The organism is Rhodococcus mengyinensis, assembly GCF_048381435.1.
Taxonomy (GTDB): domain Bacteria; phylum Actinomycetota; class Actinomycetes; order Mycobacteriales; family Mycobacteriaceae; genus Rhodococcus_F; species Rhodococcus_F opacus_D.
On sequence record NZ_JBLWIT010000025.1, the window covers coordinates 1 to 14,182 of the forward strand.

At 64.8% G+C, this 14,182-nt stretch carries 12 protein-coding genes and 1 pseudogene; 4 read left to right on the forward strand and 9 right to left on the reverse strand.

Features of this window, described 5'->3' with window-relative positions; all coding sequences use genetic code 11:
- The first annotated feature begins 123 nt into the window (after positions 1 to 123).
- Positions 124 to 1,383, forward strand: a complete 1,260-nt coding sequence (locus ACNJ7E_RS03070; RefSeq protein ID WP_418339027.1) for an ISL3 family transposase — start codon at positions 124 to 126, stop codon at positions 1,381 to 1,383.
- A 26-nt stretch (positions 1,384 to 1,409) separates the two neighbouring features.
- On the opposite strand, the gene ACNJ7E_RS03075 is transcribed toward ACNJ7E_RS03070, so the two are convergent.
- Together ACNJ7E_RS03075 and ACNJ7E_RS03080 are read right to left on the reverse strand one after the other, a co-directional pair.
- Positions 1,410 to 2,255: a hypothetical protein gene (locus tag ACNJ7E_RS03075; RefSeq protein ID WP_418339113.1), complete on the reverse strand. Its 846-nt coding sequence runs from the start codon at positions 2,253 to 2,255 to the stop codon at positions 1,410 to 1,412.
- Positions 2,256 to 2,323: 68 nt separating this feature from the next.
- Entirely contained in the window at positions 2,324 to 2,470 is a 147-nt protein-coding gene (locus ACNJ7E_RS03080) for a hypothetical protein (protein ID WP_418339114.1), read from the reverse strand.
- A 333-nt stretch (positions 2,471 to 2,803) separates the two neighbouring features.
- Here ACNJ7E_RS03080 and ACNJ7E_RS03085 point away from each other — a divergent pair, with 333 nt between their 5' ends.
- A complete protein-coding gene (locus ACNJ7E_RS03085) occupies positions 2,804 to 3,922 on the forward strand; it encodes a J domain-containing protein (protein ID WP_418339115.1) in 1,119 nt (372 codons plus the stop codon).
- A 910-nt stretch (positions 3,923 to 4,832) separates the two neighbouring features.
- Here the strand turns inward: ACNJ7E_RS03085 and ACNJ7E_RS03090 are convergent.
- From ACNJ7E_RS03090 to ACNJ7E_RS43970, 7 genes and pseudogenes are all read right to left on the reverse strand, one after another.
- Entirely contained in the window at positions 4,833 to 5,123 is a 291-nt protein-coding gene (locus ACNJ7E_RS03090; RefSeq protein ID WP_418339116.1) for a LuxR C-terminal-related transcriptional regulator, read from the reverse strand.
- An 804-nt stretch (positions 5,124 to 5,927) separates the two neighbouring features.
- Positions 5,928 to 7,010 carry a hypothetical protein gene (locus tag ACNJ7E_RS03095; protein WP_418339117.1) on the reverse strand — a complete coding sequence of 361 codons (1,083 nt, stop codon included), beginning with the start codon at positions 7,008 to 7,010 and terminating at the stop codon, positions 5,928 to 5,930.
- A complete protein-coding gene (locus tag ACNJ7E_RS03100; protein WP_418339118.1) occupies positions 7,007 to 8,233 on the reverse strand; it encodes a sensor histidine kinase in 1,227 nt (408 codons plus the stop codon). Before ACNJ7E_RS03100 ends, ACNJ7E_RS03095 begins: the two co-directional genes overlap by 4 nt.
- Positions 8,197 to 8,865 carry a LuxR C-terminal-related transcriptional regulator gene (locus tag ACNJ7E_RS03105; protein WP_418339119.1) on the reverse strand — a complete coding sequence of 223 codons (669 nt, stop codon included), beginning with the start codon at positions 8,863 to 8,865 and terminating at the stop codon, positions 8,197 to 8,199. The genes ACNJ7E_RS03100 and ACNJ7E_RS03105 overlap by 37 nt, the downstream gene beginning before the upstream one ends.
- Positions 8,866 to 10,213: 1,348 nt before the next feature.
- Complete coding sequence (locus ACNJ7E_RS03110; protein WP_418339120.1) at positions 10,214 to 10,948, reverse strand: hypothetical protein; 735 nt, start codon at positions 10,946 to 10,948, stop codon at positions 10,214 to 10,216.
- Between the two features lie 4 nt (positions 10,949 to 10,952).
- Positions 10,953 to 11,723 (reverse strand): hypothetical protein, encoded by a 771-nt coding sequence (locus ACNJ7E_RS03115; protein WP_418339121.1) that lies wholly within the window; start codon positions 11,721 to 11,723, stop codon positions 10,953 to 10,955.
- A gap of 367 nt (positions 11,724 to 12,090) precedes the next feature.
- A pseudogene (locus ACNJ7E_RS43970) lies at positions 12,091 to 12,450 on the reverse strand (Lsr2 family DNA-binding protein); the annotation flags it as partial.
- 64 nt (positions 12,451 to 12,514) lie between these two features.
- Between ACNJ7E_RS43970 and ACNJ7E_RS43975 the strand changes: the two are divergent.
- Both ACNJ7E_RS43975 and ACNJ7E_RS03130 read left to right on the forward strand, forming a co-directional pair.
- Positions 12,515 to 12,778 carry a winged helix-turn-helix domain-containing protein gene (locus ACNJ7E_RS43975; protein WP_489686817.1) on the forward strand — a complete coding sequence of 88 codons (264 nt, stop codon included), beginning with the start codon at positions 12,515 to 12,517 and terminating at the stop codon, positions 12,776 to 12,778.
- The gene (locus tag ACNJ7E_RS03130; protein WP_418339122.1) at positions 12,691 to 14,037 is read left to right on the forward strand and encodes a hypothetical protein; all 1,347 of its coding nucleotides are present in this window, start codon (positions 12,691 to 12,693) and stop codon (positions 14,035 to 14,037) included. The genes ACNJ7E_RS43975 and ACNJ7E_RS03130 overlap by 88 nt, the downstream gene beginning before the upstream one ends.
- Positions 14,038 to 14,182 lie beyond the last annotated feature (145 nt).

The window sequence follows — 14,182 nt, forward strand, 5'->3', positions numbered from 1 at the left end:
GGCTCTTCTGCCATGAATGTGGATGGCCCTGCATGTGATAAGGGCAGGTGGTGTGGGGGTGGGCGCACGGGCCGCCCGTAGGGTCGAAAGCTCCTACACATCCGTCACCATCGGAGATGACCCGTGCGCGCTTCAACCCTACTCAACAGGCTGCTGTGCCTACCGCAGGCCACCGTCCGCGACGTCGAGATCGCCGACGATCGGGTGCGGGTGGCGGTGCGCCCCCACCGCCGCCGGATGCGGTGCCCGCACTGCGACTATTCAACCCTTCATCGCTACGACACCCGCGAGGTGGACTCATCGTGGCGGCACCTCGACCTGGGTGGACGCGTCTGTGTGCTCACGATGCGCCGCCGGCGACTGCGATGCCCCGAGCACGGGGTGCTGGTCGAGGCGGTGGACTTCGCCCGACCCGGATCCGGGTTCACTCGCGACTTCGAGGACCTGGCGGTGTGGCTGGCCACCAAGACCGACAAGTCCACCGTGTCGGTGTTCTGCCGGGTCACCTGGCGCACCGTCGGCGCGATCTGCGGCCGGGTCGTCGCCGACAAACTCGACCCCGACCGATTCACGAATCTGGTCGAGATCGGGGTGGACGAGATTTCGTGGCGCCGCCACCACAAGTATCTGACGCTGGTGTCCGACCACGAGACCGGCAAGATCGTTTGGGGCACCGAGGGCAAGCACGCCGCCGCGCTCGGCACCTTCTTCACCGACACCCTGCCCGCGGGGGCCGCGGAGCGGATCGAGGCGGTGTCGATGGACCTCGGACCGGCCTACGTCAAGGCGGTGCGTGAGCATGCCCCGCAGGCGACGATCTGTTTCGACCCGTTCCATGTCGTCAAACTCGCCACCGACGCCCTCGACGACGTGCGTCGCCAGGTGTGGCAGCACGCCCGCAGTCTCTCGGACAAGCAGATCGCCAAGACCTATCGAGGTGCGCGGTGGGCGCTTTTGAAGAATCCCGAAAGCCTGTCCGCCAAGCAGGCTTCGACACTGAAAGCGCTCAAACGGCAGGGCGGCGCACTGGTCCGGGCCTACGAACTCAAGGAGGCGTTGCGCGCGGTCTTCGCCGGCGATCTCGACGACGAGGTGGTGCTCGAGATGCTCGCCCGATGGTGTGCCTGGGCGCAGCGCTGCCGGATCCCGCAGTTCGTCAAACTCGGACGCACCATCCGAAAGCACCTCGACGGCATCACCGCCGCGGTCGAACGAGGCCTCGCGAACGGACGCCATGAGGGACTGAATAACAAGGTGAGGCTGATTATCCGCCGGGCCTACGGATTCCACACCGCCGAGAATGCTCTCGCGTTGATCCTGCTCGCCTGCGGACCCGTCACCCTCACCCTCCCGTATCACACGGCAACCCATCCACATTCATGACAAGAGAGCCGCAAATATCACTACGCTCACAGCACCCCCTCCGATTGGAGTCCGTTGGCAACCACCTGTGTCAAAGCCAGGACAGGTTGAAAGTGTTCGACGACGAACCCAGGCGCAGCCCCCGGATCCGTGCCGGATAGCCGTATGTCGAGCTCACGCGCGTACGCATCGATCCGCTGAATGGACCGTGCTACTCGCGATGACGACGAGGCGTGCTCGATTGAACGATTCTCTGTCAGCAGATCACTGACCGGAGCGGTATGGGACAAGGCCGGAGAGTTCTCGAGAAGAAGTTTCATGTCGAGGATGAGCCAGTCCAGCGCCGTCCCCACGTCGAAAATCCGTACGAGACCGTCGAGGTCGTCTCGCTCTGTCGCCGCACACCGGACACTTATGGCCAAGGGCAACGACTCGGCCGCCACTCGAATTTCCTCGTGGTCCCACGTTGGCCGTGCGGGACTGGAGAGCAATTCGAGAGAGTGCGTCCATCGCTCGACCTCCGAGGTGGACGCGGGCAAGGTGTCGAGAAGCGCCGCGGACGCGTCAGTGAAGGCGCGCGCCATGTCGGTCGTTCCCCGTCCACGGCGTTGGGCGAGAGATCGGGCAAGTCGAAGCACGAGGGCAAGCGTGTCCAAATTCTCGGACTCGGGCAGGTTGTAATGCGAGCACACCAGGCGGACGCCGACCTCGGACTGCGTCAGCAGGCCCACTGATCGTCGGACGTCAGCCGGTAAGTCGTCCATTCCGATTCCAAGCTCGGACAGGGCGGACACTCTCCGTTCGTAATCCGCCCGGTTGAACAGCTGCTCCCAAACTCGATATTGCAGGTCTGCCACGGTCGTGCCCGGCGCGTGGTCGATGAAGGGTTTCATGAGTCAATTCCCAAAGTTGGCCGGGATGCGGAGCACCCGCCGGTGGCAATGCTCCGCACCGTTTCGGCTCAGTTCCCGTAGAAGCTGTTCTTGCACATCTTCGGGAGCTTCGCCATTTCCACTCGGTCATCGAGTGGCTGCACCAGGCTCTTCAGGAAGAGCGGCTCGCTGGCCGTCTTCTGCTCGCGGTTGTCCATTTCATGCTGCTCGCGCATGTTCTCTCCTCCGGCGCTCGGTTCGGTGGCGACTTGTGCCGCCACTTCAAAGGAACGTATTCGGGGAATCCGCTTGGTAGAAGACAGAAGTTTGTCTGCCCAGGAAAATATGGGCATCGTGACCTGGGCTAACCGTGAGGGCTTTACACCGCCCCAACTGGCGTGCGCTCGGAGGTGCGGTATTGGATTGGAATGCCCCTCGAACCGATGTCATTCAGGTACACGATGTTCAAATCGGTGACGCTGCACTGAAATGGTCTTGTAGACAGCGCAATCCAGGATCGGTTAGCGGTCGCGGCATGCGCCGGCCCGGGTACGAGGTGAGGATGTTTCATGACGATGGAATTCGACCTTTACGCGATCCTGGGAGTGCCCCGGGACGCATCGGATGAGCAGATCCGCGAGGCACACAAGAAGCAGAGCAGGATCTGGGCGAAACGTGCCGTCAGCGGCGACCCGAGTGTCCGCGAAGAGGCCGAGCTGAGGGTCGGCCGACTCGATACCGCACTCGATGCCTTGCTCGATCCGGCGCGGCGGCGTGCGTTCGACGGTCAGCTGACCCGGAATGGTGTTCAATCGTCGCCGGTACCGACTCCGGTTGGCGGGAGCAGGTCGTCGGCGAACTGGGTCGAACAGGCGAGAGATGCGCTGGCGGAAGGCGACTATCACTCGGCCGCGTATGCCGCTCGTGAAGCCACCCACAGCATCGGCGACTCCGCCGAGGCTTGGATCCTCCGATCCAGGGCAAACGCCGGACTCGGCGAGCTCAACGATGCGCTCTACGAAGTGCGGCAGGCGACCACGATCGAACCCAACAACCCCGATTTCCACTTTCACGCGGGCCTTGTCCATGAGGAGCTGTCGCAGTGGGAGGGTGCGCTGTCGAGTTACCGGACGGCCGCGCGGCTCGCCCCGGACGAGTTCATCTACCCCTTGGCCGTCGGCTCGGTTCTTCTTCAGAACGGGCTCATCGATGAGGCGTTGCTGACGATCGAGCCGGTTCACGCCGCGTATCCCACAGTCAGGGTCGTCAACTTCTACCTCGCGCAGGCGCTGCTGGACAAGGCGGAATCGGCCCCGGCTATGCAAGGCGATGGCGCGTATCGGGTGTCGAGTCCTGACGAGATCACCACGATGCGTGCCCTCGTCGGACGCGTAGCATCGCTGGGACTTTCGGACGACGATGTCGACTATCGCGTCCGGCACATCGCCGACTACCTGGACCGCATGGAGAAGCGGACGTGGGCAGTACCACGTTTCCCGTTCGGCTATTCCACATTCAAGGCGGTCGCTATTCCCCTTGTGCTCGGTGTCATCGCTTTCGTTTTGTTCAATTCCGGTGCCGTAGGGTCCGGATTCGTCCTGTTGCTTTTCGCCATCGCGGCGGGTGCCACCACGTACGGCCTGTGCTGGGTACCCGGATGGAAGGTCAACCGCCGCGCCCGCCAATGAAGGTCCCCGAAGCAGTTGCTAGTCCACAACCCGATTGGAGAAAATGGTGGCTCAATGCAAGAAGTGCTTCCGCCCCGTCAACGACTGCCATTACTGCAACGGCGGGCGGGCCTCGAGCCCGATCGCCGGCAAGCTGACCTGCAGCAAGTGCAACAACACCGGTTCCCTATGCAACGAACACGGCGGCTACTGGAAGTAGCTCCGACGCCACCTTCGGTTCCGGCCTTTGATGTGTACGGGAGGTGGCCTCGGCGCACTTCCGGACAGATTGGGCGCGAAGAGGGTGTCCGCAAAGCCTGGGAAGCCGTCGTCGACGATGAGGCGCAGTCACATCCAGTCGGTGGAGCGGATCTCCGTATACCGCTGACTTCTGCCTTGAGTTCTCACGTATGACTTCTCGTGTCAGACCGTCCGCGGCATGCTCTACTCGACGACAAAGTCTGTGTGACCACGACGGGTCAGGAGCTTGTTCTCAGCGCTCGTACCGGTGACGTCGTGGAAATCGGTTGTACCGGTTACCCGCTCGTTCCAACGTTCCGGTGTCGTGTACTCGGACGACCGCTTCGTGGAAAGCGCCTGATCCCGAGTGTGGTTTCGCGCAGGATCAACTCCCGGCCGATGCGACCGTGACGACGGTTCTACGGCCTGGTTGGATGTCGCAGGTAGTCGGGACAGGCACCGGAACGGCATCGCATCGGGGATTCGTTGCCAAGAATCGGTACACGGTTTGGCCCGCATCCCTCCGCGCCGGCGCACCTCGACGCCGTTTCTCAGAGGACGGCCGACTCGCGACGATCCCACACGGACCACACGGCAGGCGCGGCGCGTGCGTTCGCCCGGAGACTGTGTTCAGCGGAGGGCGTCGACGACCCCTCGAACGTCGACGCGCCCGTTGAACCCCTCACCTGCGCTACAGCTCGTCGATGGTGATGTGGCCGTCCTGCAACGCACGAGCCAGCAGCGCCGATTTCGTCGATGCCTCGCGGCCCACGGCGGTGTATTTGACGCGGATCCGCGACAGGTGCGTGTTGATGGTGCCGAGCGAGATGAACAGCTCGTTCGCCACCGTCTGTTTGGAGTCGCACCGCAACCAGTGACGCAGGACCTGCACCTCCCGGACCGAGAGCATCGGCGCTGCCGGCGCGGTCGGGCGTTTGATTTCGTGCGCCGGTACGAAGGTGTGTTCCATGGCGATCGTCATTGAGGTCTCCTCGTCCGAGATGAATGCGAAACGACCACAGCTGCCCCGACATCGCTGCTTACGGTCCCCCCGACCGTAAACGGAGGGCCCGTTTCGTTGAAGACGGAAGTTTCTCTGCCCACAAAAGTATGGGCATCGTTGCCCGACCGAACGAACCGGGCGGATCCCTACCGTCGCGGCGGCGCAATACACGAACGACACCCGAATGACGGACTGGCAAGGGCGATTTGAGCTCGTAACGTCACTTCAGGCCGAGAAGTCGTCAACCAGGAAAGAGCGACACTCATGAGCCGTGTCGCCACCATCCTCTCCGCCGCTGCGGTCGCCGGGGCTTGGCGATGTCTTCCGATGCGGTCACCACCGCTGAACCGGGTTATCAACGTGGGTAGCTCCGGCACCGCAGGCTCGGCCGAGGACGCTTTCTCCCTTGTTCCGGTCCTGCCCGGGCTTCTCGGCGCCGTGGAGGGGGTCGCACCCGGCGCAGGGCCGACTGGTCCTGGGCCCGTGGGGTCGATGCCGTCAGAGGAGTTCGTACGCGGTGGCTGGTTTGGTCGATGGGATGTTGTCGACGGGGCATACACGTCCGTCCTGAACGTCAGTGGTACCAGCCCGAGTCGGCGAACATCGATATCCCCGATCCCCCATGCAACGCAACGCGGACCGAGATCGGCCGATTGGGTGCCTCGGTACTGGCCGACGTCGAGGTGAACAGCGGAGACTGCAGCGACAATCAATGGGTCCTCACCATGACCGGTGATCAGATCACCGGTGTCGATCCGCTGCACCCGGCCACCAGAGTGACCTTCACACGTCGATAACCTCGTCGGCCTCGTGGACAGCCCCGTGGCCGCGGGTCTCGGTCGGGATCAGGTGCCCGTCATGGTCGTACTCGAGCCTGGTCACGTCGTCGTCCGTGCTGATGAGGATGGTGGCCAGGTTCACCCGGCCGGGGGGCATGATCCGCACGGTCACCGTCCCGGTGACGACACCGTCGAGTCGGGCGCTGACGTGCTCGAGCAATCGCTGCCGGACGGTGTCGTCGGCATCTGCCATCCCCCGGTCGTCGAGCATGACGACCTCGACACCGCGGGTTCGTACTCGGCGCGCGGCGGCAGCGGTCGCCTGGTCCGTCAGGCCCGGGGCGCGGAGGCCGTCTCGAAGATGCGCTTCGAGCAGCCGGCACGCGAGCAGTTCGTCCGGGGTCTGTGGCGTGCCGGACGCGATACGCGCGAGCAGGGGCCGGGCGAGTTCGTCGAGGCGGTCCAATTGTGCGTCGCGTTCGTCGAGGATCGCCGATGCCGCGGCCTCGGTCGCCGCGCGCTGGGTTGATTGCTGCCGCAATGTGAAGATTGCCTTCCCGAGCGGTCGGATGGTGAATGCGAAGAACGTCGCCATCAACAGTGGTGCAACGTTGATCACCGTGATCGCGACACCGTGCAGCGCGCCTTGCCCGGTCCACGACGCCCAGAGGGAAGCGGTTGCCATGGTCGCCGCCAAGCCGATCCAGGCGCACAGTGTCCGTCCGCGTACGCACATGAAGGTGTAGATGGCGGTGGTGGCGCCGAAGGTCCACGTCTGCAGGGTGGTCGTCACCGGGACGGGTACCACCGCGAGAACGAACCCGGAGGAGACCGGCCCGATCAGAGTCAGGGCCGCGGTATAGCCCGGGGGCAAGGGGTCGCCGCTGGCGGTCACCAGGGTGACCGCCCCGGCGGTGCACAGCGCGGCCGCCACCACCACCGGCCACCAGTGACTGACACTCGTGAGCATGTACGCGGTCAACAGGACGCATGCGAGTCCGTAGAATCCGACCATCAGGTAGGCGGCCCGGGTGCGCATGCCCAGCAGGTCGCGCACGTCCTCGCCCCGGACGACGTCGATGCTCATGCCGCCGCCGTCCAGGACAGCGTGACCCGGGTTCCCGCACCCGGACCGGTGGTGATCACCGCGGATCCTCCCGGAAGTTGCTGCATGCGGGCCCGGATGCTCACCGCGACCCCGAGCCGGTGTGGGGCCACCGCGGCCGGGTCGAATCCAACCCCGTCGTCGCTGACCTCGACGAGCACCAAAGCGGGTGTGATGGTCACCGACAGCGCCCGCCGCGTACCGCGCCCTGCGTGCCGGATGCTGTTGCGCAGGGCCTCGGCGAGCGCCGCGCCGAGAGCGCGGGCCGCGTCCGCCGGGTACTCGGATGCCGCGGCCTTCGGGTCCACGGTCGCGCCGATCGCGACGTTCTCGTCCACCTGCGTCGCCATCGCCCGCAAATGTGCCAGCACGGCCCCGCTGTCGAATGCCCCATCCGAGGCCGTCTCCGACCGCAGAAGGTTCAACCGCCGCAGCGTGTGCCGTGCCTGCCGCCTGACCGTCGGGTCCACCTCACCGCGGGATGCCGCGAGCAGGGTCGACATCACATCGTCGTGGATCAGCGCGTCGAAGCGTTCCCGTTCGACGGTGCGGGCCTGCACCGCGGCGGCACTCGCGGCCGCGGCGTGGGTCGTCGCCCGGGTGGCATCGAGGATTCGGCCCGTGCGCAGTGCCATCACCGTCGCGCCGACGAAGATCGCGCAGAACATCAGCCCGAAGACCAGATCCGGCAGGAAGGGGCTGTTCATCCGCGGGTCCCGGGCGGCCTGGTTGATGAGCATCATGATCGTCACCGCGAGGGTCATGTGGCCGAACGCCATCCAGGCCGGCCAGGCAATGGCCGCTGCGAGACTCGCGAGACCGGGAAACACCGACAGCCACATCCCGCGGTCCGTGGTGGTCTGTGTGCCGTCCCAGCAGAACCACCACGACACTGCGGCAAGGAGAAATGCCGTGGCGGCGATCGCGGCGGCGCACCGCATCCGGTCGATACTGCCGCCGCTCAGCACGCCCATCGATAGTCCGGAGCCGAACACGAGAACCCCGACTGTCGGGGTCCACCACCACACCATCTGATCGGCGGTGGCGATGATGTCCGACAGCAGCAGGACCAGATAGAACCCGTACCCGGCCGCCACGAATCGGGCGAAGGTCCGCAGAATCCGGTCCGTGGACTGATGGCCCGTCAATTCGTTCGAGTCGGGCTCGCTCAGGTGTCGCTGGGACGTTCCGGATACGGAAGCCACCCGTCCTCCAATGCCCGCTTGTACAGGTCCGTCTTGGTCCGCGCCGGGCGGCCCGCCTCTGCGTATTTCTGCCGGATCCGCTGTAGGTAGTCGTTGACCGTCTGGGGTGCCAGCCCGGTCAGCCGCGCGACCCGAACGGCCTTCTCCCCCGACGCGTACAGCTCGAGGACCTCGAGCTGTCGGGGACTGAGCCCAACCTCCGACAGACCGGGATCACCGTCGATCGCGGCCGCCCACTCGGTGGTGACCACCTGTCCCCCACCAGCGGCGGTGCGGATGGCCGCGACCACCGTTTCCCGTGACTCCGTTTTACGGACAACGCCCAAGACTCCCGCGCGCGCGGCGGACCGGACCAAATACGGGTTCTCCGCCCCGGTGAATACCAGGGTCTCGATGCCCGCGCCGCGCAGAGTTTCGACATTGCTCTTCGGTGAGGAACCGTCCACCAGTCGCAGATCAAGAATCGCCAGGTCGAGATCCACCGTGGTCCCGAGCAATTCGGCGACGGTGCTCGCCGTGGCCACAAGATCCAGGTCGGGTTCGTCGGACAACATCGCCGCCATACCCATGACCACGGACTCATGGTCCTCGACGATCCCGATCCGATGCCGCTGCGTCACACCGCTCGACATATGCACCCCTCCCTGCATGTAGCCACAGAATAACTGCTGCACCACCGGCAAGCGGAACATGGCTATGCACGTCACAAGATTCGACGAGATCGCAGATAGCACGTCAATAGCTGTACATCGAAGACACACATACCATTGCGCCCGGCTGGGCGGGTCGATGTCTGACTCCTCTATTCACATCCGCGACACCGACACCGACACCGACAACCCCCGAAGATTTCGCATCCGCAGCGAGAGACGCCAGGCCTGGCCGGACGGGACACATCGCACCCGCTCGCCGAGCCCGCCTTGGCTTCACCCACCAACTGCGACGTCCAGGTTCGTCGACAATGTCCCGTCAACCGAAATTACTCCGCGGCCCTGAGAGGGCCGAGTGTGGCCAACGCCCCCGAGAACGATCCGCACCAAGCAGGGAACCGCGTGCGCCCCGAAGCACGCACCCTGCGGCCAGGAATCACCCCACCCGATCCGCGCCTCGACCCGGGAAGATGGTCCGTGAGCGTTGACTCGCAGACCATCCGTAGGTGTACTCCGCACCCATCATCCGAGCCGGCCACAAACCGGCAGGAAACCTGCACCCCGAGGCGGTGAGATCCCCACCCGACCCGAGAAGCCGGACAGCGTCAGTTCCTTATTCCGACTCCGCGAGATGACACGACGTAGAGAAAGGGACACCCGGCCGTCGAAGTCTGTCCACTCCTGGCCGCCTTCCACGGGCCTTCGACGAACTTATAAAACGTAGCTCCGGGAATAGTTGGGTTCATACACGTGGCATATGCCTGATAAGAACCAGTACCTCCACTGCAGATCGCCGTCGCGTAAGTTCCCCCTCCACCCTTACTGCACCCCGTGGGCGCAGCGGAGACGGTCCCCGCACCGAGCGAGAACACAGCCACCAAACTCATCACTGCACACGCAACCAGGGTTGTGCACTTTTGCTTCATTAACTGCTCCTCGATCCGAAGATGTTCGAAATCAATAGATCCTGATCTCTCGGAACATATCCCGAAACCACTGCACTTCAATATCATTCGAATGCCCGACAGCATGACGTCCGTCGATCAACCGGGTTGGCGCAATCAACGCGATAGAGCGTCGGATCTCGTCGCAGGAGGTCATGCCCATCACCTCCAGGGGTCGGCGCTCACCCATCCGGCCCTGCCGGTGTGTGCTGCGTCCCAATCGCGGGTCGCGGTCCGGGCAGGCAGCTTGCCACGCGCGCGAAGGTCGTGAGGACCTCCCGACGATCACCAACCGTGTTCACTTCCCCGACGCCAACACCGACATCCGAGGTGTAATACGCAGTATCGCAGTGTCATTGACGACACTGTGGCGGATGGTGAGGACGTCAGGAATCACTGAGCCGCCCCGACTGGCCTCGGGCACCGGTTACGGAACGTCCTCGACGAGACCGAAGTCGTCGAGAAGGGACTCGATGACCCTCGCGGGCCCATCCCCGGTCGGCGAGATCACCCGTGGCGTCGATGCTGATCACCGGTGGTGCGCCCCGTTCGACCAGCATCACGGCGAGCTCGTCCTGGCCGTGGCGGCACCGATACCGCACCCCCGCCGCCGCCGGGGTGCCGGCCAGGATGTTCGTGCAGGTGATGCGGGAGTCGCGGTAGTCCCGCCACGTACACCCGGTCAGCGAGCCGTCCTGGTTGATCGCCGCCAGCCCGGCCTGGGTGTCGAGGACCGCGACCGTGATGTCCTCACCTGCAATCATCCGGGTGAGCGACACCTCGGCGAGGGCTGTGTCGGAGAGCATTCCGGTCTTGGGGATGTCGGTGCCGCGCAGGACCCCCTCGGCGACCACCGCACCCACCGACAACCCGACGTACAGGTAGCCACCGAGCAGTGAGCCGCCCGGGCAGACGCGGTCGTCGTGGACCGGGTCGAACCGGCCCTGCCGCGGTACCCGCGTGGTGCGGGTGTTGATCGTCAAGCCGTCCTCGAGCGGGGCGATGGCGGCGGAGTTGACGCTGTTCGGCGGGAAGGGGCTGTCGGTGCGGTGGATTCGCCACAACTCGGTGCCGGCCGAAATGGTGTCGGTGTGCGCGGGTGCGCCGTTGTACGTTCGCACCCGCTCACATGCCCCGGCGTGCCACGTCGAGGACGTTGTCGATCGCGATCTCGGTCAGCTCGCCGGCCTCGAGGTCCTCGAGGGGGCTGCGGCCGTCGAGGATCTCGGTGGCGGTCAGCCACCACGACGCCGCACCGTACGGGTCCTCCGCCACCGCGAGCCGCCGGTTCGCATACTTCACCAGGTCATAAATCTGGTGCCGTGCCCGGTCGAACTGGAACAGCGGGTACCGGTAGTCCGGGCGGGTGCCGATCGGCAACCCGATCAACTCCCCCGCCTTCCGCCGTTTCTGTGCGACGCTGCGGATCGGCTCGCTCGTCGGCGCCAGGATCGTGGCGACCTCCTTGGAGTCGATCACCTCGAGGGCGTCGAGGACCGAACGGCGGGCCGTGGCCCGCGGCCCACTGCCATCGGCATTGGCATTGGCATCGGCATCGGCATCGGTGACGGTCGCGATCAGCGACTGCGCCAACTGCAACCGCTCCGTCTGCGACAACGCTGCCGCGGAAAACTGGGTGAGCGCGGTGACCACGTCCCCGCCCACCTCCTCTGCCCCCAGCGCTACCAGTTCGGTGCCACGCCGACCTGCTGAGGCTGCGCCGGGTCCGCGATCCGGCGTCTTTTCGCCTGCCTGGACCAGGGCGAGACGAAACTCCGCGAAATACGTACCCAACGCCCGCTCGAGCCCCTCGACACGGATCGACTCGGACATCCGCGCCGCCACCACCGGATCGATCGCAGGAACAGGTCCCGAGGAGAACGCTTCGGCACTCATCCAACCCTCCCAGGTACGATCGTCAGAACTACGTACCTATCGTACCTTCAAAGCGGTCGATCCGTCGATGCCCGAGACCAGCGGCCCAAACGGGGGCCAGTGAGCGTGCGGCCGACTCCCCTCACAGTTCTCGCCGGCGGGTCCCGCCCCGGAGCGGACGGGCACGGAGGGGCGGGGCGGGGATCGACGGTCACCTCGTCCGTGCCCGCGAAGACCCGGCGCCATCCTCGAGCGCGACTACCCCGCCCCGTACGCCGGCACCGCTGACGGGACCACCGCCCACCGCATGGCGCCGAAGGCCATGATTCCCACCGGATCATGGTTCGCGACAGGATGTGCACGGTGTGCACCGGGACGATGTTGCAACTCACGCGACCGGCTTCTCCACCTGTGCGTCACGGAAAGCTCGCTGGATCTCGGCAGGAATTCGGCCACGCGAGGACACCTCATGACCCGCCCCGAGCGCCCACTCACGAATCTCCCTGGTCGTCCTCTTCGCCGGAGCCTTACTCACCACTTCCTTCGTCACTGGCACCTTCGCCGAGACGATCTTCTTCCCGGCCGACTTCTCCCCAACTCTCTTCTTCTCCCCCGTCTTGGTCGCGGCTGCCTTCTTCGCGGCCGTCTTCGTCGCGGGAGCCGTGCTCGCCGTCGCCGGCTTCGCCGGAACCGTCGCGGCGGTCTTCTTCGCGGCTGCCTTCTTTACCGGCGCCGCCTTTGTCTGAACGATCACCGCGAAGGTCTGTGGCGACCTTGCGGCACAGCTGTCGGGCTGCCAGAACGGTCAGGCACTGCTCGAGGAAGCCGAAAACCGGGATCTGTTCTTGACCAGAATCGACGACGACGAGGAGTGGTTCCAATACCACCACCTGTTTGCCGACTTCCTTCTACGCCGACTCGAGCGAGACAATCCGACCAGGTCCGACAACTGCACCTTGTTGCCTCGCAGTGGTTCGGCGCGCACGGAATGCTCAGCGAAGCAGTCGATCACGCGGTGGCCGCGCAGGACCCCGACCGTGCCGTCCACCTGGTCGAATCAGGTGGACCGGAGTTGATCGAGAACTCGCGGATGGCGACACTCCTCGGCCTGGTGGCGAAACTACCGCCCGCCGAGACTCACCAATACCCGGAACTTCCGCTCCTCGTCGCGTGGGGGAACGTGCTGTTGCAGCACCCCGCTGCCACGCAATCCTCCCTCGAACGCCTCTATTCCGGCCTCGACGCGGAATCGAGATCCGCTGACCAGCACCAGGCGATCCGCCGCGAGGCCGACCTGATACAGGCGGTGGGGAGGGTCTTCGCTGATCAGGTCGAGGGGGTGCAGGACCTGATCGACGACATACTGCAGCATCCTGACGAAGTGCGTCCCTTCGTGGCTTCGGGTGCGAGCGATGTGGCGTCCTTTCTGGCCGTGCACAGTTTCGACTTTGCGACTGCGCGCCGATGGCAGGAGTGGGCCGGCAACTGGACCGTCGGTCCGTTCAGCGTCATGTACGGATATTGCATGGCCGGAGTGGCGGCGTACGAGATTCTCGATATCCGGGAAGCCGAGAGCAAATTCCGCACTGCTCTGGAACTTGCCATCCTGACTGGCGTGCACAGCCATGCCGCGCGCCTAGCAGGCGCCCTCCTAGGTTCCTTGCTGTACGAAAAAGGTGACGTCGACGCCGCGGAGGAGTTGCTCGACCGAAGCAATGAGCTTGGCTCCGAAGGTGGCGTGGTCGACATCCTGCTCGCCACGTATGGCGTGGGTTCGCGGATCAAGGCACTTCGCGGCGATCATGCCGCCGCGGCGATCCGATTGGATGAAGGAATGGCAGTAGCTGCTCGGCTGTCTATTTCACGGTTGGATAAGCGGGTCGTGAATGAGCGGATCCGTGCCGGGCTGCCGCTCGATCCCGGGACGAGCGCCCGCCTGAGAAAATTCAGTCCCCCTACGGAAGGTCAGGGTGGCATTGCCGAGGAATGCTCTCAACTTGACGAGGAGTCTTCGATCAGGATGCTCCTCACCGACCGGTCGGACGCCGCAGTCCAGGAGGCGTTGAGGCGTAGTCGCGTATTGGTGGCACGCGTCGCGACGCAAAAGCGACCGCGGGCGCTTGTCGCAGCGATCGCATTAGAGGTGTGTTGTCTCGCCGCGGCAGGACGGGAAGATGAGGCGAAACAGACCTTCGCACCGATCGTTCTTCAATGCGTCGCACTCGGCCTACCCCGCGTCCTTCTCGACGGCGGGGCGGAGTCCGTAGGACTTCTATCGACAATGCTCGCCGAGTACGTTCGGGCGAAACGTGGGTACAGCATTGGCCTGACTTGACCGCATCGATGCTCATCGGCGTCCTCAGCGAGCGCATAGGCAGTACGCAAGCACCGACGCTCTGAACTGCTGCGGCATACACCCCGGAGAGATGAAGCGGCCAGTGATTGGTCTGATCGACTCGCCCGAGACACCAATGGGGCGG